Source organism: Halalkalibacter akibai JCM 9157 (assembly GCF_000513135.1).
Lineage (GTDB): Bacteria > Bacillota > Bacilli > Bacillales > Bacillaceae_D > Halalkalibacter > Halalkalibacter akibai.
Genome location: NZ_BAUV01000029.1, coordinates 14,638 through 36,293, shown reverse-complemented (window position 1 = coordinate 36,293; position 21,656 = coordinate 14,638). Strand labels below are relative to the sequence as shown.

Here is a 21,656-nt window from a genome sequence, read left to right as displayed (position 1 = left end):
TCCTATCCTTTTGAAAACTGTTTTTAATGTTTCTTTGCTTTGCGTCCAAACGCTACTGCTAAAATAATAATCAAGCCACTAACCATCATTTGCTGACTGACATCTAAGCCCATAATGATTAAGCCATTATTAATCGTTCCAATTAAAATTGAACCAAAAATCGTTCCAACCACTGTTCCAACTCCGCCGAATAGACTCGTACCACCAAGAATAACAGCAGCAATAACAGAAAGCTCTGCCCCTTCACCGAATGTAAAACGACCGGCCTCAAGTCTACCAGCATATAACATACCAGCAAAACCAGCCATCATCCCTGAAGATACTAAAGCGATTAGTTTGACACGAGCTGTATTGATCCCTGAGAATCTAGCTGCGCTTTCATTTCCTCCTGTTGCTAGAGTTTGTCTGCCAAATGTTGTTTTTCTTAACACAATATGACCGAAGACCGCTATTATAATCGTCCATACAAAAAGCATCGGAATTGGTCCTAAGCTTCCAGAACCAAATAAGAAAATAAATGTTTCGTTTAAGATTGGTACAGGAGATGTTCCTGTAATCCACATCGCAATCCCTTTCACAATAATCATCATTCCGAGCGTTACGAGGAATGATGGAATTAATACTTTCGTAACAAGAAGTCCATTAATTAAACCAATAATCGCCCCTGTTCCAAGTCCAGCAAGGATTCCACCGACGACACCAAATGACTGAATAGCTAATGCGGCTGTTAAGGAAGATAAGGCTGCAATCGAACCAACAGATAAATCAATTTCAGCAGTTGAGATAACGAATGTCACCGCTACAGCCATAATCGAAATCATTGCAGTTTGTCTAACTATATTTAAAAGGTTATTTGTCGTTAAAAATCCATAATCATAAAGCGTAATTGAGAATGTGATAAAAACTCCGATAAAAGCTATATAGACAATATAACTTCGCCAATCAAAGGCAGGACGTTTTGTTGCAGTTGTAGTAGTATTAATGATTTTGGATTGCATGTTCTAAATCCTCCTCTGATTTAATATCCTCACGCGATAATTCGCTTGTTACCTTGCCATTCTTTAAAGTAATAATTCTATCTGAAACAGCTAAAAGCTCTGCTAGTTCAGAAGAAATGACAATAACGGCTTTTCCCTGATCAGCTAACTCACGAATAATTTCAATAATCTCGGATTTTGAACCAATATCAACTCCATTTGTCGGTTCATCAAGGATTAATATATTAGGTTCGTTTGCTAACCATTTTGCAAGAACAATTTTTTGCTGATTGCCACCTGATAAGAGATTGGTAGACTTATAGATACTATCCGTTTTAATATTTAACTTTTCAACGAACTGCTCCGATACTTGATCTACTTTCTTCTTATTAATAAACCCAGATTTCGATACTTTGCTTAAGATTGGGTAAATGATATTTTCTTTTACTTCGTGGGTCAGTACTAATCCTTGTACTCGTCGATCTTCTGGAACTAACGCAATCCCAGCGCGAATGGCGTCTTGCGGCTGTTTTATTCTGACAGTTTGACAATCAACAAGGACCTCGCCAGATGTAATTGGATTGATACCAAATATCGCTTGCGCTAGTTCTGTCCGGCCGCTTCCCATTAAACCAGCAATACCAAGAATTTCTCCTTTATATACATGGAGATCTACTCCATTTACTTTCGATCCTGAATGTAAGGCCTTCGTTTCTAACATCACTTCTTCTTTTGAATATGAACGAGGCTTCCAACCAAAGCTTGACTCCATCGATTTACCAACGATATGTTGAACAAGTTCTTCCATGGTTAAATCAGCTGTTGGGCTAGTAATCACAAATTTGCCATCCCGCAGTACAGTTATGCGGTCCGATACTTGAAAGATTTCATCCATTCTGTGTGAAATATATATGATTGACATACCTTCTGACTTTAATGTCTCAATTAACTCAAACAATGTTTCGGTTTCATTTTTCGATAAGGTTGCGGTTGGCTCATCCATAATTAAGATACTTGCCTTTTGAGCAAGGGCCTTGGCAATTTCAGTCATTTGCCAAAAGCCGACACTTAGATTTTCAATTAACATATCTGGACTAATGTTTACATTTAATTGCTTTAACAAGTCTTCTGTTTTTACGTACATTGCTTTTTCATCTAAAAACCCGTTGCTTTTCTTTAATTCACGATTTAAGAAAATGTTTTGTTTCACCGTTAAGGAAGGGATTACACTAAATTCCTGAAAAATCATCGCTACACCGTTTTCTTGTGCATCTTGTGGCTTTTCAATCTCTACCTCTTTGTCATTAATGACAATTTTCCCGCTATCTTTCTGATAGACACCCGTTAGAATTTTCATTAACGTTGACTTTCCAGCTCCATTCCCACCCATTAGTGCATGAACTTCGCCTTTTTCTAACTCAAATTCAACATGATCAAGTACATTTATCCCATTAAAAGATTTTGATATTTCAGACATTCGTAGTGCTAGCTTTGTCATAAAATCACCCTTTGTTTAAAGGGGGTAACGAATTACCCCCTTCATTGTAATTAAGGAGTTGTAACTGCTAATTTGTTTACTTTTACCCACTCGCTTTTTTCAGCAGATTCCAAGATTGCATCACTAATCACACAAATTTGGTATCCATCATCAAAGTTAGGGTAAACCTCTGTGTCCTCAGCGATGGCTTTGATAAAATCATACACTTCAATAATTTTCGTGTCTCCATAGCCAATACCGAGGGCAGGAATCGGCCACAGTCCTTCTCCGTATGGATGTGCCGGACCTGTGTATACCGTTCTAAATCCTTTGCGGTCTGCTGGGTCATCGGCAAAGAAAACTTGTAATTCATCGCGACGCTCATAGTTAAAAATAAGTGAACCTTTCTCCCCGTGAATTTCAAATGTAAGGAAGTTGTTTCTTCCGTGAGCGTTACGAGTTGCTTCAATACTTCCAACGGCTCCATTTTCAAATTTTAAAAGTGTCATTAACTCATCATCAACATCAACTTGTCCTTTTGGTACATCTCCCGCTGACTTTACGGTTCCTAATTTATCAACACCGCCCGTTTGGATCGGTCTTTCTTTTACCCATGTTTGTGTATGTGCCATTACATCAGTGATCTCACCAACTAAATATCTTGCAAAATCAACGACATGTGTCCCGATATCTCCTAATGCACCAGAACCAGCAATGTCTTTTTTAAATCTCCAAGAAAGTGGAGAATTCGGGTCTGCAGACCAATCTTGCAGATACGTTCCACGGAAGTTTAATACTTTTCCGATCGCACCTTCTTCAATATATTTTTTCGCAAGGGCAACAGCAGGTGTTCTGCGGTAGTTAAATGCAACCATATGCTTAACTCCTGCTTCTTTGACCGCATCGAGCATCGTTTTCGCCTCAGCTGCATTACGAGCTAATGGCTTTTCTGAAATAATATGTTTTCCTGCTTTTGCTGCTGCAATCGCAATCTCTGCATGAGAATCATTCGGAGTTACGATATCAACGATGTCAATATCAGGGTTATTGATAATATCCATCCAATTACTTGTATATTCATCATATCCCAGTCTAGCCGCTGCGTCTTTTGCTAACTCTTCTGTTACATCCGCCACCATTTTGCGATGTGTCAGTCCTGGAGCTGGCCAGAAATACATTGGCATCCCCGCATATGCTAGTGAATGTGCTTTTGCCATAAATCCTGCACCGATTAAACCTACGTTATATGTTTTCATTTTGAAATTCCTCCTCTAAATGTCTCATTATTTGTTATTATTGAATGCATCTTGAACTTCTTGTGGAGCTGGTGTCGAATAAACCATCTCCCATGCGTCAAGGATATTTTCTTGTGTTACAGTTAAAGCCGGTACTGCTACATAAGATGGCGTTTCTTTCCCTAATAATGCGTAACCCGCTAAGATGGCTTCTGCGACCCCTTGGTCAAAAGGAAGTTGAGCTCCTAATCCTTTAATCGAACCTCCCCTTGCAATATTCAAGGCAACATTTGCACCTAAATCAATGGTCGTAATGACCAAATCTTCTCTACCTGCTGTTCTAGCAGCAGCTAAAATTCCTTCCGAAGGTACATCCCACACTCCAAAAATTCCGTCTAACTCAGGATTTGTCGTAAGCATGGCTGAAGCGACCTGCAATCCATCATCAGGACACTAATTCCACTACGGGCAACAATTTCAATGTTTGGATACTTTTCTTGAATGGTAGCCTCAAATGCCTCCGTTCTTTGCTTTGTTACAAAGAAATCTGCATCATGATATACGATACCGATCTTCCCTTCTCCACCAAGCTCTTCTGCCATCACTTCAGCAGCAGCAATTCCATTTCCATAGTTATCTGCGGAAACAACGCTTACATAATGCTCACCATGATTTAAATTACTTGGTACATTATCCATAAATATTAAGTGAATCCCTTGTTCAGCTGCCCTTCTAAATGCAGAAGAAGTGGAAACAGGATCTGTTGGAATACTAACAATAATATCAGGGTTCCTTGCCATTACTGTTTCAAGGTCGGACACTTGCTTCTCTGCGCTAAATTGCGCGTCCGTCACGGTAATGACTTCAATTCCCATTTTCTCAAAAGTCGTCTTCAACCCGTTTATTTGTGCATTCGACCAGTCATTTCCTGCGTAGTGCATAACGAGTGCCGCTGAATAGTTTCCTTCTCTAATCTTCTCAATGTCTTCGGCTGTAAGCTCAAGTGTGCTAGCTGATACAGCTGTCTCTCCATGGGGTCCTTCACTTTGAATAACGGCATCCGCATCAATACTTGGGTTAATTCTAATTGGCTCTAATTTAGCTTCTTCTGTTATTTCAGAGGTGTTAGGTGTTTGTCGTTCGTCACTACTGTTTGATGTGCCTTCAGTGTTACAGCCAACTAAAACAAACATTCCTGCTGCTAGGGAAGCGATTGCTAACTTTTTAAACTTTTTCATAAAAATTCCCCCAATTGTTCATTAGTTTTATTTATAAAATTTCTTTAAGAAATCTAAACTAATTTCTGCACCTTTCTTTGGATTATCGTAACTATCTAATTCCACCGTTACCCATCCGTCATAATTCATTACTTGAAGCGCTTCAATTACTCCTTGTAAGTTTTGCTCTCCCTCACCTAATGGCAGGAAGTCTCCACCTTTTAAATCTTTTAAGTGAACGTAAGGAATACGATCCTTATATTTTTTAATAAATTCAATCGGATCTCCGCCGCCAGCTTCAATGTGGGCTGTATCCGGGCAAAAGTTAATCGATGTAAATTGTGCAATTTTCTCGACCTGCTCTGGAGACTCTCCCAAAGAACCTAAATGCGGATGATAGCTCGCAACTAACCCATTTGCTTTCGCAATCTCACTTACTCGTTCTAGAGCTTGCCCTAACTTTTCATAGTCGCTTTCTAAAATTCCTGTACTTCTTAGCGCTCCCCCGCCAACGACTAAATGCTCTGCGCCAAATTCAGCAGCAAGACTTGCGGCCTTTTCAATTTTTGCTAGCTCTTCCTCGAGGATTTCATCGAAAATAAAGTTTCCTCCAGAATAAACACCAATCAACTTTAGCTTTAAAGAGTCCATCAATGTTTGAAACTCTTCTTTCTTATTTTCATATTGCATCAGATTTCCATCGAAAATTTCAAGGCCTTGATATCCTACACTGGAAAGATCCTCTAATGCTTTTTCCGTTGAACCATTTGTTAAATAATAACCATCTTTAATTGATGTAACTCCTGCCGGGTGACCAACAACGCCACCCCATGTATTTGTTTGGTATCCTAGTTTCATATTTTCTCCTCCAATTCAAATTAAGTAATTTGTACAGTTTTCAAAGATTCGATTGCTTGCATCACCCCACTTAAAGAATGTAAAGGATTACAATTTAAACAGTAAAAATATAATAATCCCACTTAAAAATAGGTGTAATTTGTAATGGATTACATTTTATCAAACTAAAATTCCCTGTTAACTTGGAATAGCAGAATGATTGTGTTTATTTTTTGTAAAGGATTACATTTTATCAGACCTTTTCACGCAAGAATTTCTGATTATAAGCTTGTCATCTAAAATAAATTGACTTCTAATAATCTTTTTATTTTTCATCAGCTTGATAAGCAGATCCATCGCTTTGTTCCCAATTTCAAAAGCTGGTTGAGCAATCGTCGTAAGCTCTGGTTCGACAATTGTTGAAAACTTGATATTATCAAATCCTATGACTGAGATATCAGCAGGAACTCGAAAATGTTTAGACTTGATTGCCTTAATGGCCCCAAGTGCCATTTCGTCATTAGCGGCAAACACTCCAGTGGGAAGCTGATTTAGAGCCAGCAACTTATTCATTACATTAAAGCCACTTTCATAAGTAAAATCCCCTTCTTGAATAAGTACCGGATCAACGGTTACATTATATTGGGACAATGCTTGATAATATCCCTTTAGCCGATCCTGTCCGAGAACGCTGGCAGTTGGTCCTGATATACAGGCTATTTGTCTATGTCCCAATTGAATCAAATATTCGGTCGCTTTTCTTGCAGCACTGATATTATCAATTGATACTGTTGGAATATTTGAACCTTCTATATATTCACAAGCTAGAACGACGGGATATTGATTTTCTACTATATTTACAAGTTCTGAATTCATTACTGTTAAAAAAATCATGCCGTCTGCTTTTTTCTGTCTAAGAAGATCTACATAACCACTCTCTAACTCTAAGTCATTGGTTGTATCTTTTAATAAAACTTGATAACCATTTGCGGCTGCAACATATTCGATCCCTCTAAGAACCTTCGAGAAAAATGGATTTGAAATATCTGGAACAACGACAATGACTGTCTTTGTTTCTAGCGTTCGTAACTGGCGGGCTAATATATTGGGATGGTAATCTAAATCTTTGATCGCTTCCAAAACCCTTCCCATTGTTTCTTCCCTAACAGTATGGGGACTGCTTAACACCCTTGAAACTGTTGCAGTAGAAACATTAGCCCTTTTGGCTACATCAATGATTCTAACCATTTTTTGTTCTCTCATTTCTTTTTTTAAACTTTATGCTTGCATTGTAAACGTATTCAGAATCAGTGTCTAATTCGCTTCAGGCACCATTTTATCAATTTCGGTAGCGCTTACTTTTAATTCAGACACGAATTTCACTCAGTCAGACAAAATAATCACAAATTATGAGAATTTTAAAGCCCGTAATCAACTTTTGTCGATTACGGGCTTGCTAGTCTACCGTATGTTCTCTTAAGTTAGAGGCTGACCCTCTCGTCTATCTCCATAAATTTTGCGCACATAGCCACTTGGGATTTCATTTCTAATTAGATACAGATTTTGAATGTTGTAATTCTACTAATTTTTGCTTTGAAACCCTTGCTGTTTCGTGATAGTTTTTGAAATAAGCCTTATACATTCGACCAGCTGTTTCTACTCTTGTTAATTGATCTAGATTTATAAGATAAGACCTATGTGTTGTCATAAAACGGGGCCCTAGAACGTTTTCGTAAGTCACTAATGGCTCATTTGTTTCATATTTTTGATCGTTCGTATGAATAACCGTTTTCCTGTCCAATTTTTCAATAAATAGAATCTCTTCAGGTGCAAGAAAAGTAATTTGATTGTTTCTTTTTATCATGATATCTTTATTTTTTGAAGCATTTTCACTTGTTATTCCGCTTTGATATAACCTTTTTTCCACTCTTTCTAAAGCTGTATACAGTCTATCCCTTTTGATCGGTTTAACAATATAATCAACAGCGCTGACGTCAAAAGCTTCTAAAGCATATTGATCATGTCCTGTTGTAAAAATAACTTCTAATGAGGGAAATAGCTTTTTGCAGGATTTAACTGCTTCTAGTCCATTCAATAAAGGCATATCAATATCAACTAAGGCAATATCTGGTTTGTTCTCCATGACAGAGCGGATTAATTCTTCTCCATCAGCTGCTTCAGCAATAACTTGAAACTGTGGAAGCATTTCGATAAAGCACTTTAATAGTTTTCTTGAAGCCTCATCATCCTCAGCAATCAATATTTTCATTTGTAAGTACCCTCCAATAGAAAATTAACCTATTACTTTTTATGAACGTTATAAGGAAAACTATGAAAAAAGATTTTTTCTATATATTAATCGCAGTATTTATTTTAGTAAATAAGGAAGAGCGTTCCATGTTATTTATACTTCTCCTATTAATTGTACTAATTACTCTAGATACTTGGCATATTTTAATGTACGTTGAATAAGTTCGGGAGCATCCTCATTGTAAACAAGCCTCCAAGCGTCTAAAAGATTTTCTTTTGTTACTCTTAGAGCTGGAACAGCCACATAAGGTGGTGTTTGTTTTTTAAGAAGTGCATACCCTGCCAATATTGCTTCTGCAACACCTTGTTGATATGGAAGCTGGGCACCCACTCCTTTTATGCTTCCATCCTTAGCTATTTCTAGTGCAGCATTAAAGCCTAAGTCAATCGTCGTGATGACCAAATCACTTTTTCCTACAGCTTCATTTGACTTCATAGCTCCTTTTGCAGGTACATCCCATACAACGAACATTCCATTCATGTCAGGGTTTTTTCTAATCATATCAACAGCCACTTTTTCTCCATCGCTTGGTTCAGTGATACCTGCACGTGCGACTATTTCAATACTGGGAAATCTCTGCTTAATCGTCTCTACAAAACCTTCTGTTCTTTGATTTGTTGCAAACAAATCAGCATTGTAATTGATCATGCCAACCTTCCCTTTTCCTCCTAATTCTTGACCCATAATATGAGCTGCCTCTATACCATTGCCAAAGTTATCAGCAGATACGATGCTAACATAATCTTTAACATGCTCTAGCCCCTTTGGAACATTGTCCATAAATACTAGCTTTACGCCTGCATTAGCAGCCTTTTTATAAACACTTGCGGTAAAGATTGGGTCTACTGGAATACTTACAATGATATCTGGCTTTTCAATCAAAATGGTCTCAATGTCTTCAACTTGCTTTTCCCATTTAAATTGTGCATCCGTTACAGCAATTACCTCAACCCCCATTTTCTCAAAAGTTGAAGTTATACCTGCAATTTGAGACTTTGACCAATCATTGTCAGCATAGTGCATTGATATAGCCGCCCTATACTTCTTTTCCTTAATTTTTTTTAGCTCTGTTAAAGTTAATTGAAGCGTCTTTGCAGAAACAGCCTCTTCTCCATACGGGCCTGTACTTAATATCCTATGATGCGGAATATTTTGTGTAATCGTATTGTTTAATGTCTCATTTACAGTATTCAAAAAATCTTTAACATGAATTGGTTTTGACAAATAGTTATCAAACCCCTTGTCCAAAGTATGTTGAATATCTTTAGGCATCGCATTTGCACTAACAGCAATAACAGCGATCCCTTTTGTTTGTTCCTTTGCTTTTAATATATCAAACACTGCATAACCACTCATATCCGGGAGATTTAGATCAAGCAATATTAGATCTACTTTTTCTAAAGCAGCCTTTTCTATCCCTTTTTTCCCGTTGTTAGCTGTTAACAGTGTATAGGAAGGATGAGATTTAATAATGTTTTTGACTAAGTTCAGATTAGATTCATTATCTTCAATATATAATAATCGATAGTGTTCTGACCTTCCCTCTACTTTCTTAACCAATTCTACTTCGTCTTCCCAGCGTATAACAGGCTTTAAATCTTTGGGGACAGGCAGGCTAAAACAAAAGTCACTGCCTTGTCCCTTTTTACTTCTTACACTTATTTCGCCGCCCATTTGTTGCACAAGCTGCTTAACTATAGCCAAACCAATTCCTGTTCCCTCTTCCTTTGCACCTTCCACTCGGTAAAACGGAACAAATATTTTGTGATATTCTTCAACTGAAAAACCAACACCCGTATCAACAATATGAACAAATTGACTGTCTCCTTCCAAATAACTGTTGATCATGATGTTTCCATTTTGAAGATTATATTTAATGGCATTTTCTAAAAGGTTAAGGAGTATTTGCCTCAGTCGAACAGGATCAGCTAGAACGACCATTTCACGCTGTGAATCTAGTTGTTTTTGAATATGAATATTATTCTTTTTAGCGAGTGGTTCAACTATATTGATACATTCATCAATAATGTTTAAAAGAGGGACCTCTTCTATCGAAATTTTTATTTTACCAGTTTCAATTCTCGATAAATCTAATACTTCATTAATTAAATTTAATAAATGACCTCCCCCTTTTAAGATCTCTTGCACATAATCCCGTTGTTGGTCATTTAAAGAGTCATCAAGTTCTAATAACTGCGCAAAACCAAAAATCCCATTTAACGGTGTGCGCAATTCATGACTCATTTTAGAAAGAAAGTCCGATTTAGCACTATTTGCTTTTACAGCCTCTTCTTTTGCTTGTATGTAGGTGTTCTCCATTTCTTTTCTTTCTGTAATATCAGAAATACTTACAAGTGAGGCGCGATCACTATGATCACGTATTGTAAGAGGTTTTGAGTTAACTGAAAGCCATTTAATTTGATTATTTTTGTTGTCCTTTACTCCAACAATCGAGTTATGGAAGGAAATGCCCTTCTCTAGTGTCTTTACTCCAGGTAGTTCAGAATAAGGTAAATGGGATCCATCCTCTGCTACATATTCTACTTCCGTCCACCCATATGTATAATCACCTTTTAAGCCGATCATTTTTTGAAAGTTATCATTTAAAGCGGTGATTTTACCATCTTTTTCAATTATGATAACTGCTTCTGACATCGTTTGAAGAACGTCTTCATATAATGAGTTTGTATAGACTTGCTCATCTTCTATAGATGGTTTGTTACTTTGGATGAAAGTGCATATAACTTCGACTATCTCACCATTATTAAATAAAGGTGCTAAAAAAGCTGCGTAATCTTTGCCTTGTAATTTTGTTTCATATTGAATAAATTGACCTTTCCAAGCCTGGTAGCAATACTTGTTTATTATACCGGACAATTTGCTAGGTAATATATCTTCTAGTTTCTTTCCATTCACATCTTCTTGGTTAAATCCCCAATTGTAGAGCAAAAGACCATCACAATACGTAAAAATAAAGGTGTTCTTTCTTTTGGTGAATTTACAAACCAGTCCCCTTTTAGTAACACTTACTGGCGTCGTATTAGAGATAGAGTCAGACATTCATTTCCCTCCTAATCTACGGTGTTAGAGGCCGCACAAAATTATCTGTGCTTTTATTCTTTTTGAAAATAATATATAAGTAAACCTAATCTGTATAAAAAATTGCTGATTAAAATTCCTTGAGTTCCATTAACCCCATCACTGTTCTGAACAAGGGTTATCAGGTTTTAAATAATGATCTACTATACTAGACAGCTAATCCAATTTATTCCTTCCTTACATTCCGACGAATCCGCCTCACAATCTAGCCCTTATACAACACTTCGTTTTAAGGATTGATGTGATGTTTCATTATTTTATGAGTTCTCCCTACTAGCCGTCAAGGTTAGGAAGTCTTTTTTCTTACCAAATGTCCACCCTTTACTTTAAGTAAATAAATCTTATAAAAGTCTTACATAACATTTACGAGGGACTATTTCATTCAAATCAATTAATGATTTTTGGAGTGTACCTACTCCTGACTTACTTTTAATTTCAATTGCACCTTGATGAATATCTATAATTCGTTTCCTGTTCCCTTTTCTTTGGTTGCATAAAAAGGTTGGAATAACTTTTTTTGTCTTTCTTCTGATAGTCCAATTCCTTTATTTATAAATTGTATTAACACTTTTTCATTCTTTATTTCCTTTAACAATATATTAATACCAATAAATTATTACATTACAAATTGGGAAGACTAGGAGAAATATTAAATTCAAAGAAGAAAAGATGATTACAATGAATAATCAAAAATATATGTATGATGAAGTGTTAAAAAAACTAACTAATTGTGATGATCTTGTTAAAAGGTCGTTTCCTGAACTGGATATCAATATACTGTATATCGGTCACTTAGTAGGTACAGAAGAACTTGACCAAGACGTCTTAACACCTATAGCCCAAATAAAAAAGGACGAGGTTATTCATTTATTAGGTCGTTCTCAATATCAAAGTTGTGATGATTCAAGTAAGGTCATAAAAGGAATACTAGCAGGTAAAGCAGCTATATTTCATAAAAAAAACCAGTCTTACTTAATAGATATTTATGTCCCAAAAACACGTGCCGTGACAGCAGCTGAAATTGAGACAAGTATTGTTGGACCAAGAGAAGCTTTTGTTGAATCAATCGAAATAAATTTATCCTGTATAAGAAGACGTATTCAATCAGAGAAATTGAAAGTAGTTGATCTTCAGGTCGGCTCTCTAACAAATACTAAAATCAATCTTGTCTATATTGAGGGATTAGCTCCTAGAGATGTGATTAAGCAAGTAGGAGAAAAAATTAAACACTTAAAGATTACCGGTGTTCAAGATATCCATATGCTATTGGAACATATCGATGACAATCCTTATTCTTTATTTCCACAGTTATTGACAACTGAGCGTCCCGATGTCGCCGCATCTAAATTATTAGAAGGAAAAGTGATTGGGTTATTCGACGGTAGCCCTTATGCCTTCACAGCTCCAACAACATTTTGGGAATTTTTTCAGTCACCAGATGATTATAACCGAGGTTGGGTTTTTGGGACTTTTTCCCGAGTTTTACGTTTCATCGCACTAATAATAATGACAAATTTAACTGCCTTGTATGTAGCACTCGTCTCGTTTCATTACGAAATGATACCTGTTGATTTGCTAAAGAGCTTGTTAGAGTCACGTTCGAAGGTGCCTTTCCCTCCCATCTACGAAGCCATCATTATAGAATTTATTGTAGAGTTACTTCGGGAAGCAGGCGCTAGATTACCGACTAAAATAGGCCAAACAATTGGAATCGTAGGGGGCATCGTTATTGGTACAGCCTCTGTCCAAGCAGGATTTACAAGTAACATTCTTATTGTAATCGTTGCTATCTCCGCGATGGCTTCCTATGTTATTCCTCATGTTATTATGAGCGCTTCCCTCCGAATGGCTAGGTTTGGACTTATATTATTAGCTGGACTGTTAGGAAACTTTGGTCTAATTACTGGATTAATTATATTTCTTATTCATCTGTCAAGAAGAACAAGCTTTGATACTTCTTTCGTAATACCAAAAGCTCCATTTTCAGATTGGAGAGATACATTTATACGAGTGCCACTAAGAGCGTTGAATAATAAACCAAGTCAAACGAACGATAAATAAAGGAATACATCAAATAAGTGTAGGGAGTTAGTGTATGTCTGAACGATTCCATCCGATATTCTTTTTTTTCTTAGTTTATATGACTCAATCTGGGCTTATCTTATTTAGTTTACCGCGAGTTACTGCTGAAACCTTTGGTACAAATGGTTGGCTAGCGATTTTAATCATAGCCATGGCTGTATTTGTCATCCTATTTGTTATCCATTTCATTTACAATTGGAGTCATGGAATTTCGATCTACACACTAATAGAAGAAATGCTACCTAAACAACTATATAACATGGTTTACATTCTACTTAGTTTGTTTTGGACACTGCTAGCTTTTATGATCGCCAAAAAATACGCTTATCTTGTTAAATTTCTATACTATCCATTAACGAATATCCATTTGTTAATGCTGATCATAACCATTCTTATTTACTATTTGGTCACAAGCGGTATTCAAAGCATTGTAAGAATGACCACTTTTTTATTTTTTTTAACGATATGGATGGTTCTGATGTTAGTGTTCTTTATACCAGAATTTGAATTTGTTCGTCTTACTTCATACATTTTTCAATATAAAGGTGACTTGTTAACAGGAAGTCTCGAGATCTATTCAGCGTTTTTAGGTTTCGAGCTTATGATGTTCTTCTGGCACCATGCTGAGAAATCACCTAAGGTAATGAAATATATTTATTTAGGTAATTTATATACAACATTTATATACTTAGCCGTCACTTTACTTTGCTACGGAACTAATAGCTTTGAGCAACTAACACATACAGTGTACCCATTAATCCATTTATTACGGTATCTTCAGTTGCCATTTATTGAACGGTTGGATAGCTTATACTTTTTGTTCTTTCTCATGAAAATACTTGTTACATCTACTATGTACTTATATGTTTCAATACAAATGTTGTCACGTGTTAATAAATCTATTCAACCTTATTATATCCCTATTGTTTTAGCGGTAATTGGATTCTGTAGTACATACCCGTTTGTAACTAGATTTGAAATTGATTATTGGTTGACTAATATGGCGTTTGTTCAAACGCTCATTTCTATCGCTCTCCCATTGTTTCTTTTTACCTATTTACTTTCCAAAAGGAGAAAAAGTTATGGATAAGAAAATGATCATCTTATTATACGTTTGTTCTATCCTGCTTATGATGGGATGTCAAGACGAACAAATAATAGAAGAATTGGGCTTAATTCATACAATTGGATATGACAGAGCTGAGTCTGAGGCGGATGAAGAGAAACTATTACTAGTGACTGTATCATACCCTCTATACCATAAAGAAGGATTACCAAGACAGACAATTTCATCTACTTCTGAAACGAGTAAGGAAGCTAGAATGCTTCTTTCGAGACAGACAGATAAGCATCTAGTTTCAGGACAACTTCGCAGTGTTTTAATCGGTAAAGAACTTGCTAATGAAGGTTTTTGGGATGTAATTGATACTCTTAAAAGAGATCCTAATATAGGAACAAGAGTCAAGATCTCTATTGTTGATGGTCGAGCGCATGATTTATTGACAAAAAAGTATCCCTACTTTCCAGAATTGGACAATGCAATTAATTCATTGTTGGATAAAGAATCAAAATTGAATACGATTCCAGAAATTAATTTACAACGATTTGTTAAAGATCTTTTAGATGACGGAGTTGCCCCTATAGCTCCAATAATATCAATAGGGGAAGCAGGTATGATTACGGACGGAGTAGCCCTGCTAAGAAACGATAAGTATATAACGAATTTGGACCCCTTTCAATCACGTATCCTTTTTTTAATGCTAGGAGATTTTAAACAAGGAGATCTAAGTATAAAACTCAATAATCAAAAAGCTTTATTTAGTACTCTTACGAACAAAAGAAAGATTTCAGTGAATACTGACAATCCAAAGAAAATCGATGTGACAGTAGATATTAAATTTGGTGGATATTTATTAGAGTATCAAGGTGATAAAGATTTATTTAAAGAAGTAGAGATACATAAATTAGAAAAAGAGATTGCAGCCTATATTGCTAACGAAGTCGACTCAATTATTTCTATTATGCAAGAACACAAAATCGATAATCTAGGAATTGGGCAATATATACGGAACGACCTACCATTTGAGGAATGGGAAAATTTAAATTGGCCAGAATCAATCTCAAATATTGAGATTCACCCTAAGATAACAGTTGATATTTCAGATATTGGATTATTTAGTAAATAAGTATTTTAAAAATGCAAAAAACAAATAACTATTTAATAAATTAACCAATAATTACACTTATATCTAGTCACTCCCTTAGTCTGTAGAGATGCCCACACCAAAGGTGGTCGCCTCAGAATCGTTGTACTGCAATTGTATTCTTAATAGTTCAATTTATTGAAAGTGCATGGATAGCAACCCTCTTTTTGAGTGTCTTGTGTCTTGTGTCATTACATAATTTTGTTCATATCTTGCAAACTCTTATTTTAAAACTTAAACTCCTGGACTATGCACAGCAATTGGGCTTGTTACCCCATATAATTTATCTTTTCTACATATTAATGTAATGCTTTAGCTCTTTATTATTGCACAGCAAGAGTCAAATATGAAAAAACGACCACTTTAGTGATCGCGTTTAAATATATATTCTTAACTAGTATGATTGATCTGCGTTGCAAATGAATTTCATTAAACAAACACTTACAAATCGTATGGATGTTAAGTTGCTTTTGGTATAGGAAAAGTAATGGTAAATGTCGTCCCAACTCCAACCTTACTATCTACATGTATTGTACCTTCATGTTTTTCAATTATTTGATAGCAAACCATAAGACCAAGACCTGTCCCTTTTTCTTTTGTAGTATAAAATGGTTCCCCTATTTTCATTAATAATTCTTGAGGAATACCTGCCCCTTGGTCAATAACTCGAACTTGTATATGATCACTCACTTTATCTATTATTATCCTTATCTCTCCGTTATTCTCCATTGCATCAATTGCATTTTTAATTAAGTTTATAAAAACTTGCTTGATTTTAGTGGATTCACAATTAATATCTATTTCTGTATTCGTACTTGTTATTATGATTTCAATGCACTTCATATTTGCTTGGGACGTTAATAATAATCTAACTTCCTCTATAAGATTAACAATGTTATGGCTTTTCTTGTTATCAGAATGGGGCTTTGCTAATGTTAATAATTAACTTGAGATTTGTTCGATTCTAGAAAGTTCATCTTCAATAACCCTGTAATACAGTTCTTGGCCGTTATCTTCACTCTCTTTTAATATTTTGAAAAAGCCCTTAATGGCAGTCAATGGATTTCGAAGTTCATGTGCAATACTTGCAGCAAGTTCACCTGCTATATTCATCTTTTCCGAACGTACAATTAATTGCTCGTTTTCCTTCTCATGAGTAATATCAACAAATGAATGCAAGATTGCTTTCTCTTCTTCAAAGGAAACTTTAATAGAGTTTACTAAGTAAAACTTCTTTTTGTCATTAGTAGTAAAATGAAACTCCTTCTGATTATTATCAGGAGAATCCCTAAAGTTTTGATCAAACTTTTCAAAAAATAATTGAAGAACAGGCTCCTTTTCATTCACCATAAATTGCTTTTGAGCGATCTCATTTGCCAAAAGTACGTACGTATCCAGTCGAATGATAATAGGTATCTGAAGTTTATTTATTATTTTTCTAACTTTATTTTCACTTTGTTTAAAATACTCATTTTTCATCCTAACAAGGTTATTCTCCAAAGCTAAATTACTATTTTTTTGTTTGAGTTCTACGTTTTCTCTTTCGATTCTTTTAAGTTTTTCTACTTTTTCATCCCCCCTCTGTTAGGATAAATGTCGTAGGATGCTTTAGTGTTATACTTAAGTAAATAACACGGAGGTCGATCGATATGACAGGAAATAGAGTACGGTATTCAAAGGAACAAAAAGAAGCCATTGTGAAGCGCATGATGCCACCAAATAATGAATCAGTGAAACAAATTGCCAAAGAAGAAAACATCACAGAAGTGACGTTGTACAAGTGGCGTAAGGAGGCTCGTGCAGCTGGAGTAGCCACACCAGGGAATGGGCAGACAAGTCATAAATGGAGTAGCCAAGATAAGTTTTTAATCGTGATGGAGACGTTCGCCATGAATGAGGTCGACTTAGTGGAGTATTGTCGAAAGAAAGGTTTGTATCGTGAACAGATTGAAGCGTGGAAGAGTGTATGCCTTAAGGCAAATGGTCAGGCATTTGACCAAGCCAAACAGTTGAATGGTGCATTAAAGGAAGAACAGAAGCGCGCCAAACAATTAGAAAAAGATTTACAAAAGAAAGAAAAGCACTAGCAGAAGCGGCGGCGTTATTACTTTTGCGAAAAAAGGCCCAAGCGATTTGGGGGGACGACGAGGAAGAATGATTAGCCCGTCAAATCGCACATTAGCTGTCGAACTCATCCAAGAAGCCAATCAAAACGGTGCTCGATTAGCGAAGGCTTGCGAGGAACTTCATATCAGCATTCGAACATACGAGCGGTGGGTGGCAGACGGTGATGTGAAGGTCGATCAGCGTCCACTTGCGAAAAGACCCGTTCCGAAAAATAAGATATCTGAGGAAGAAAAAGAGGAAATATTGACGGTTGTCAAACAGGAAGAATACGCCGATTTGCCCCCTACACAAATTGTTCCAAAGCTTGCGGACAAAGGAACGTACATTGCATCAGAATCCACATTTTATCGGGTGTTACGTGAAGAAAAAATGCAACATCACCGTGGTCGTAGTCAAAAGCCAGAACGAAGAATTCCTGAGAGTCACCTGGCACGATTGCCAAACCAGGTATGGACATGGGATATCACTTGGCTTGGCGGGCCTGTAAAAGGTCTCTATTATCGGCTTTATTTAATTCTCGATTTATTTAGTAGAAAGGCAGTTGGTTGGGAAGTTTGGGAAACAGAAGAGGCAAAACATGCGGAAACCCTTGTGAAAAGAGCTGTGATCAATGAGAAAATCCAAGGGGCCCGCTTGTGTTGCATTCAGATAATGGGAGCCCGATGAAAGCAGAGACTTTCTTGAGTTTACTAGAGAAATTAGGCATCCAGAGCTCCTTTTCAAGACTACGTGTGAGTAATGATAATCCTTACTCAGAAGCGATGTTTCGGACACTAAAATACCGACCAGACTTTCCACATAAAGGTTTTGCATCACTCGAGGAAGCGAGACAATGGGCACAGCAATTTGTCCATTGGTACAACGAGGTTCACCTGCATAGCGGGCTGAATTTTGTGACGCCTGTACAGTATCATACAGGAGAACACGTTGCCATATTAGAAAAGCGAAAAGATGTATACGAAGTAGCAAAGGCAAAGCATCCAGAGCGTTGGGCACGAAGCGCAAGGGAATTGGACACCAAAGGGACAAGTTGCGCTCAATCCAATGCGAGATGAGGGGCAAAAGCATTGAGAAAATCTTACTATTCCCATGTCCCTAGTGATTTGAATCGAAAACGTGGTTTTCTTTCGATTCAAATCACTAGGCCAGCAAGCGCAGCGCGGTAGCCTTGACTGAACTCGGGGATTGAAGACATTTTTTGAATCACTAAAGTAACTAAATACGACAACTATATTGACAAACACCGCATCTGAAGGAGCTTGATGATTCTTTTGATTATAAAAGGGGGACAAACAATACAGATCAACTGTCATCAATGTGTATGTGTTTTTAATAGTTCATTTTGTAAACATGCAGGTGTAGATAAATCATGATAGCTACAAACAGAGGTAATGTTTTTATTAAAAATAAAATCTTCACACTCACATTCGTAAGTTATAATTTGCTTTAATCCAGAGCCTTGATCTGGTAACGGGACTTTTCCCCAAGTCCGAATTGCATACCCTTTGTCTAAATATGGCTGGAATTTTTCTATTAGGATTGATCCAGCTTTTTTAACATCAAACTCTTCACCATTAAAATAGAACTCATCTGTTGTAAAGAATTTCACTTTATTAGAATCGTCATCCTCAACACCTATCATTAGTAGCCGATCCTTAATTCTTCTAAATATTTCTACTGATTCAATTAACAATATAATTGAACCTTGTTTTAAACCTTCATAGATAAATTGAACAGTATTTTCTATATATTTATCAAGCTCATTATACATATAGAGAATATGAGAGCCTTTTTTTACAAAAGAAGGATCATTTGTCAAATGACTAATTGTTTGAAATTCATTCATGCTACCTTCTCCTAATTCTATTTAAATTTCTACTATAACGTTCTAGTTAATTAGAATAAAAACACCCAACCAAGAACTAAAAGAAGAGCAATAACTGGAATTAGTATAATATACATAATTAGTTGATTATTAATACTACGGTCGCTACTGTAATTTGTGTCTTCTGCTTTTGTAAGTGATAATGTAATGACTAGTGCCACAAGACAAACAATTGCCACTAGAATGATTAAATAAGTCATATTTCCTCCCTGTAAGTCTTTGTTATGACACTTAAGTTTACCTACTATTTGTAAAGTTGAGACCATCCACTTCGCAACTAATTTCCTCATCCACTTTTTCATTTTTGTAACGTGTAACAAAATTTGTTTTAATAACGTTATTTATTATCGTTTTTTATTCATCACTTTTTTAATCGATATCATCGGAGAGGCTTCCGAAACTATACCTCTAGGTAAATGTCTTGCAGGCTCATTCAGTCGTATTGTTTCTACCTTTACTTGTCACATGTAAAAGAGCATTAGCATCACCACATAATAAAACGCTAGAATTAAAATAATTCCAGCGTTCTAAAAACCTCTAGTTTCACAACTTTATATATATCTTTCTAAATATAGTTATTTTTGACACATATTCCATATTTATTTTCATTTAACTCTTTGTGTATATTAGTCCTTCTTAACCGTACAATATGCTTCAGCGAATCTTATAACTCCTTGACGGATTAAACCTATTTCCCCTCGTCCGAAAGTAAAGCGGACATAACCTTTTTGGGAACCTAAAATGGCTCCAGGGACGAAAGCCACTCCATTCCTAATCGATTCTTCAAGTAATTTGTGTTTATTTATCGACGGATCAATTTTACACCATAAATGAATTCCTCCTGCAGGATTCAAATATTCAATTTGATTCCCCATGATCTCTTCTAAACTTAATACAATCTCATCTCTTCGAAGTTTTAGTTGTGTACGAATCAATTTTATATGTGAATGAATATATTCAGATCCTAAAAATTCATTTGCGATCCATTGAGGGAAAATACTATGACCAAAATCGACTTGCTGTTTTGCATCTGCAAGGCGTTGGATAACCTGTGGTGGTCCTATAATCCAACCAATTCGAAGTCCTGATGCAACAATCTTAGATAAAGAACTGACGTATAAAACATTTCCGTTTGTATCCAAGGATTTAAGAGTAGGATTCACTTCACCGTTATATGAAGTAAGGCTATACGGATCATCCTCAATAATAGGGATACCTAATTCCGTTGATAATTCGAGAAATTTCTTACGTCTTGAAATACTCATAACAGACCCTGTAGGATTTTGATAATCTGGATTTAAAAAAACCATTCGAATACGATGTTTTTTATGCAATGCCAATAAATCTTCAGGATTAGCACCTTGTTTATCAACTGGCAGAAGAAAAGTTCGTAATCCAGCTGATTGGAATAAAGGGAGAGAATAACAGTAAGATGGATCCTCAATTGCAACAGCATCACCTGGTTTAAGTAAACACTCTACTATTAAATGTAGAGCCTGCTGTGCACCCGATGTAATAAGAATTGATGATGCGTCAGTGTCAATCTTTTTATATTCTCTTATATGAGATACTATAGTATGCCTAAGAGCTTTGTTCCCCAGGGGATGGTCGTAACCAAGGCTCTCTAAAAAGGGTTGACTTGAAAATATATTCTGGAAAGCCTCTGTCGGCATCATATCAGCTGATAATTCCCCACTTGCTAAGTTCACTAAGTTATTATTTTGAATTTCTGTACGTATTTTCTGGACTAACGGAAGATTTGGTAAGAACGAACCATCTTCTACATAGCGGCCCCAATTCGGTACACGCTTATGGGATCCCCCCCATATATCTGTACTAACCCTAGTGCCACTACCCTTTTTACGTTCAACGATTCCAAGGGCCTGTAGCTCCTCATAAGCTGACACAACCGTACTACGATTTACACCTAATTCTTTTGCTAGAATACGTTCCGAAGGTAATAGACTGTCTGCTGGAAACAAGCCTGAGGAAATCCCTTGGTCAATATACTCAACTATTTGTTTATATATTGGTTTTTTATCATTTCTATCTGGTTTCCAGTCCATTTTTTATCACCCTTGTTCATTTTTATTAAAAGTATCTTATTCATTTTGATCCCTTTAATAAATTAAGAATAACATTTACTTTAGACAAGCCTTTTCGTCAACTGTGTCCATATTTTGTTTTTTTAACCAAGTTCAGCCA

The 21,656-nt window shown here is 36.1% G+C and carries 17 protein-coding genes and 1 pseudogene; 4 read left to right on the top strand and 14 right to left on the bottom strand.

Annotated features, from left to right (window positions below; translation table 11 throughout):
• Positions 1-23 precede the first annotated feature (23 nt).
• From JCM9157_RS15045 to JCM9157_RS15010, 9 genes are all read right to left on the bottom strand, one after another.
• The gene (locus tag JCM9157_RS15045) at positions 24-998 is read right to left on the bottom strand and encodes an ABC transporter permease (RefSeq protein WP_035665939.1); all 975 of its coding nucleotides are present in this window, start codon (positions 996-998) and stop codon (positions 24-26) included.
• The gene (locus tag JCM9157_RS15040) at positions 979-2,475 is read right to left on the bottom strand and encodes a sugar ABC transporter ATP-binding protein (RefSeq protein WP_035665935.1); all 1,497 of its coding nucleotides are present in this window, start codon (positions 2,473-2,475) and stop codon (positions 979-981) included. The genes JCM9157_RS15045 and JCM9157_RS15040 overlap by 20 nt, the downstream gene beginning before the upstream one ends.
• A gap of 50 nt (positions 2,476-2,525) precedes the next feature.
• Positions 2,526-3,710: a levoglucosan dehydrogenase gene (locus JCM9157_RS15035; protein WP_035665933.1), complete on the bottom strand. Its 1,185-nt coding sequence runs from the start codon at positions 3,708-3,710 to the stop codon at positions 2,526-2,528.
• 27 nt (positions 3,711-3,737) lie between these two features.
• Positions 3,738-4,109, bottom strand: coding sequence for a type 1 periplasmic-binding domain-containing protein (locus JCM9157_RS26110; RefSeq protein ID WP_369384759.1), 372 nt, complete (start codon positions 4,107-4,109; stop codon positions 3,738-3,740).
• Complete coding sequence (locus JCM9157_RS15030) at positions 4,085-4,927, bottom strand: substrate-binding domain-containing protein (protein ID WP_369384758.1); 843 nt, start codon at positions 4,925-4,927, stop codon at positions 4,085-4,087. Before JCM9157_RS15030 ends, JCM9157_RS26110 begins: the two co-directional genes overlap by 25 nt.
• Before the next feature lie 27 nt (positions 4,928-4,954).
• Positions 4,955-5,764, bottom strand: a complete 810-nt coding sequence (locus JCM9157_RS15025; RefSeq protein ID WP_035665930.1) for a sugar phosphate isomerase/epimerase family protein — start codon at positions 5,762-5,764, stop codon at positions 4,955-4,957.
• Positions 5,765-5,986: 222 nt separating this feature from the next.
• Positions 5,987-6,991: a LacI family DNA-binding transcriptional regulator gene (locus JCM9157_RS15020; protein ID WP_035665927.1), complete on the bottom strand. Its 1,005-nt coding sequence runs from the start codon at positions 6,989-6,991 to the stop codon at positions 5,987-5,989.
• A gap of 298 nt (positions 6,992-7,289) precedes the next feature.
• Positions 7,290-8,012, bottom strand: a complete 723-nt coding sequence (locus tag JCM9157_RS15015; protein ID WP_035665923.1) for a LytR/AlgR family response regulator transcription factor — start codon at positions 8,010-8,012, stop codon at positions 7,290-7,292.
• 162 nt (positions 8,013-8,174) lie between these two features.
• Complete coding sequence (locus JCM9157_RS15010; protein ID WP_035665920.1) at positions 8,175-11,114, bottom strand: substrate-binding domain-containing protein; 2,940 nt, start codon at positions 11,112-11,114, stop codon at positions 8,175-8,177.
• A gap of 717 nt (positions 11,115-11,831) precedes the next feature.
• On the opposite strand from JCM9157_RS15010, the gene JCM9157_RS15005 reads away from it, so the two are divergent.
• The 3 genes from JCM9157_RS15005 to JCM9157_RS14995 are packed head-to-tail and all read left to right on the top strand — an operon-like array spanning position 11,832 to position 15,421.
• Positions 11,832-13,214 (top strand): spore germination protein, encoded by a 1,383-nt coding sequence (locus JCM9157_RS15005; RefSeq protein WP_158318626.1) that lies wholly within the window; start codon positions 11,832-11,834, stop codon positions 13,212-13,214.
• Between the two features lie 34 nt (positions 13,215-13,248).
• Positions 13,249-14,325 carry a GerAB/ArcD/ProY family transporter gene (locus JCM9157_RS15000; RefSeq protein WP_035665914.1) on the top strand — a complete coding sequence of 359 codons (1,077 nt, stop codon included), beginning with the start codon at positions 13,249-13,251 and terminating at the stop codon, positions 14,323-14,325.
• A complete protein-coding gene (locus JCM9157_RS14995) occupies positions 14,318-15,421 on the top strand; it encodes a Ger(x)C family spore germination protein (protein WP_035665913.1) in 1,104 nt (367 codons plus the stop codon). The genes JCM9157_RS15000 and JCM9157_RS14995 overlap by 8 nt, the downstream gene beginning before the upstream one ends.
• Positions 15,422-15,898: 477 nt before the next feature.
• Here the strand turns inward: JCM9157_RS14995 and JCM9157_RS23520 are convergent, their stop codons facing one another.
• Both JCM9157_RS23520 and JCM9157_RS23515 read right to left on the bottom strand, forming a co-directional pair.
• Positions 15,899-16,282, bottom strand: coding sequence for an ATP-binding protein (locus tag JCM9157_RS23520; RefSeq protein WP_052013181.1), 384 nt, complete (start codon positions 16,280-16,282; stop codon positions 15,899-15,901).
• A gap of 99 nt (positions 16,283-16,381) precedes the next feature.
• Positions 16,382-16,918 (bottom strand): histidine kinase dimerization/phospho-acceptor domain-containing protein, encoded by a 537-nt coding sequence (locus JCM9157_RS23515; protein ID WP_052013180.1) that lies wholly within the window; start codon positions 16,916-16,918, stop codon positions 16,382-16,384.
• 170 nt (positions 16,919-17,088) lie between these two features.
• On the opposite strand from JCM9157_RS23515, the pseudogene JCM9157_RS14980 reads away from it, so the two are divergent.
• Positions 17,089-18,637 (top strand): annotated as a pseudogene (locus JCM9157_RS14980) (IS3 family transposase).
• 241 nt (positions 18,638-18,878) lie between these two features.
• Here the strand turns inward: JCM9157_RS14980 and JCM9157_RS14975 are convergent.
• The 3 genes from JCM9157_RS14975 to JCM9157_RS14965 form a co-directional block, all read right to left on the bottom strand.
• The gene (locus JCM9157_RS14975) at positions 18,879-19,412 is read right to left on the bottom strand and encodes an MEDS domain-containing protein (protein ID WP_035665910.1); all 534 of its coding nucleotides are present in this window, start codon (positions 19,410-19,412) and stop codon (positions 18,879-18,881) included.
• A 50-nt stretch (positions 19,413-19,462) separates the two neighbouring features.
• Positions 19,463-19,651, bottom strand: a complete 189-nt coding sequence (locus JCM9157_RS14970) for a hypothetical protein (protein WP_035665908.1) — start codon at positions 19,649-19,651, stop codon at positions 19,463-19,465.
• Positions 19,652-20,077: 426 nt separating this feature from the next.
• Positions 20,078-21,517, bottom strand: coding sequence for an aminotransferase-like domain-containing protein (locus JCM9157_RS14965; RefSeq protein ID WP_035665906.1), 1,440 nt, complete (start codon positions 21,515-21,517; stop codon positions 20,078-20,080).
• Between the last annotated feature and the right edge of the window lie 139 nt (positions 21,518-21,656).

Coding starts and splice junctions, on each gene's coding strand:
- JCM9157_RS15020 (WP_035665927.1), bottom strand. CDS start 6,991: ATGGTTAGAATCATTGATGTAGCCAAAAGGGCTAATGTTTCTACTGCA.
- JCM9157_RS23520 (WP_052013181.1), bottom strand. CDS start 16,282: ATGAAGTGCATTGAAATCATAATAACAAGTACGAATACAGAAATAGAT.
- JCM9157_RS15045 (WP_035665939.1), bottom strand. CDS start 998: ATGCAATCCAAAATCATTAATACTACTACAACTGCAACAAAACGTCCT.
- JCM9157_RS15035 (WP_035665933.1), bottom strand. CDS start 3,710: ATGAAAACATATAACGTAGGTTTAATCGGTGCAGGATTTATGGCAAAA.
- JCM9157_RS15025 (WP_035665930.1), bottom strand. CDS start 5,764: ATGAAACTAGGATACCAAACAAATACATGGGGTGGCGTTGTTGGTCAC.
- JCM9157_RS15010 (WP_035665920.1), bottom strand. CDS start 11,114: ATGTCTGACTCTATCTCTAATACGACGCCAGTAAGTGTTACTAAAAGG.
- JCM9157_RS15040 (WP_035665935.1), bottom strand. CDS start 2,475: ATGACAAAGCTAGCACTACGAATGTCTGAAATATCAAAATCTTTTAAT.
- JCM9157_RS14970 (WP_035665908.1), bottom strand. CDS start 19,651: ATGACTTATTTAATCATTCTAGTGGCAATTGTTTGTCTTGTGGCACTA.
- JCM9157_RS15005 (WP_158318626.1), top strand. CDS start 11,832: ATGAATAATCAAAAATATATGTATGATGAAGTGTTAAAAAAACTAACT.
- JCM9157_RS14975 (WP_035665910.1), bottom strand. CDS start 19,412: ATGAATGAATTTCAAACAATTAGTCATTTGACAAATGATCCTTCTTTT.
- JCM9157_RS14995 (WP_035665913.1), top strand. CDS start 14,318: ATGGATAAGAAAATGATCATCTTATTATACGTTTGTTCTATCCTGCTT.
- JCM9157_RS15000 (WP_035665914.1), top strand. CDS start 13,249: ATGTCTGAACGATTCCATCCGATATTCTTTTTTTTCTTAGTTTATATG.
- JCM9157_RS26110 (WP_369384759.1), bottom strand. CDS start 4,109: ATGCTTACGACAAATCCTGAGTTAGACGGAATTTTTGGAGTGTGGGAT.
- JCM9157_RS23515 (WP_052013180.1), bottom strand. CDS start 16,918: ATGAAAAATGAGTATTTTAAACAAAGTGAAAATAAAGTTAGAAAAATA.
- JCM9157_RS14965 (WP_035665906.1), bottom strand. CDS start 21,517: ATGGACTGGAAACCAGATAGAAATGATAAAAAACCAATATATAAACAA.
- JCM9157_RS15030 (WP_369384758.1), bottom strand. CDS start 4,927: ATGAAAAAGTTTAAAAAGTTAGCAATCGCTTCCCTAGCAGCAGGAATG.
- JCM9157_RS15015 (WP_035665923.1), bottom strand. CDS start 8,012: ATGAAAATATTGATTGCTGAGGATGATGAGGCTTCAAGAAAACTATTA.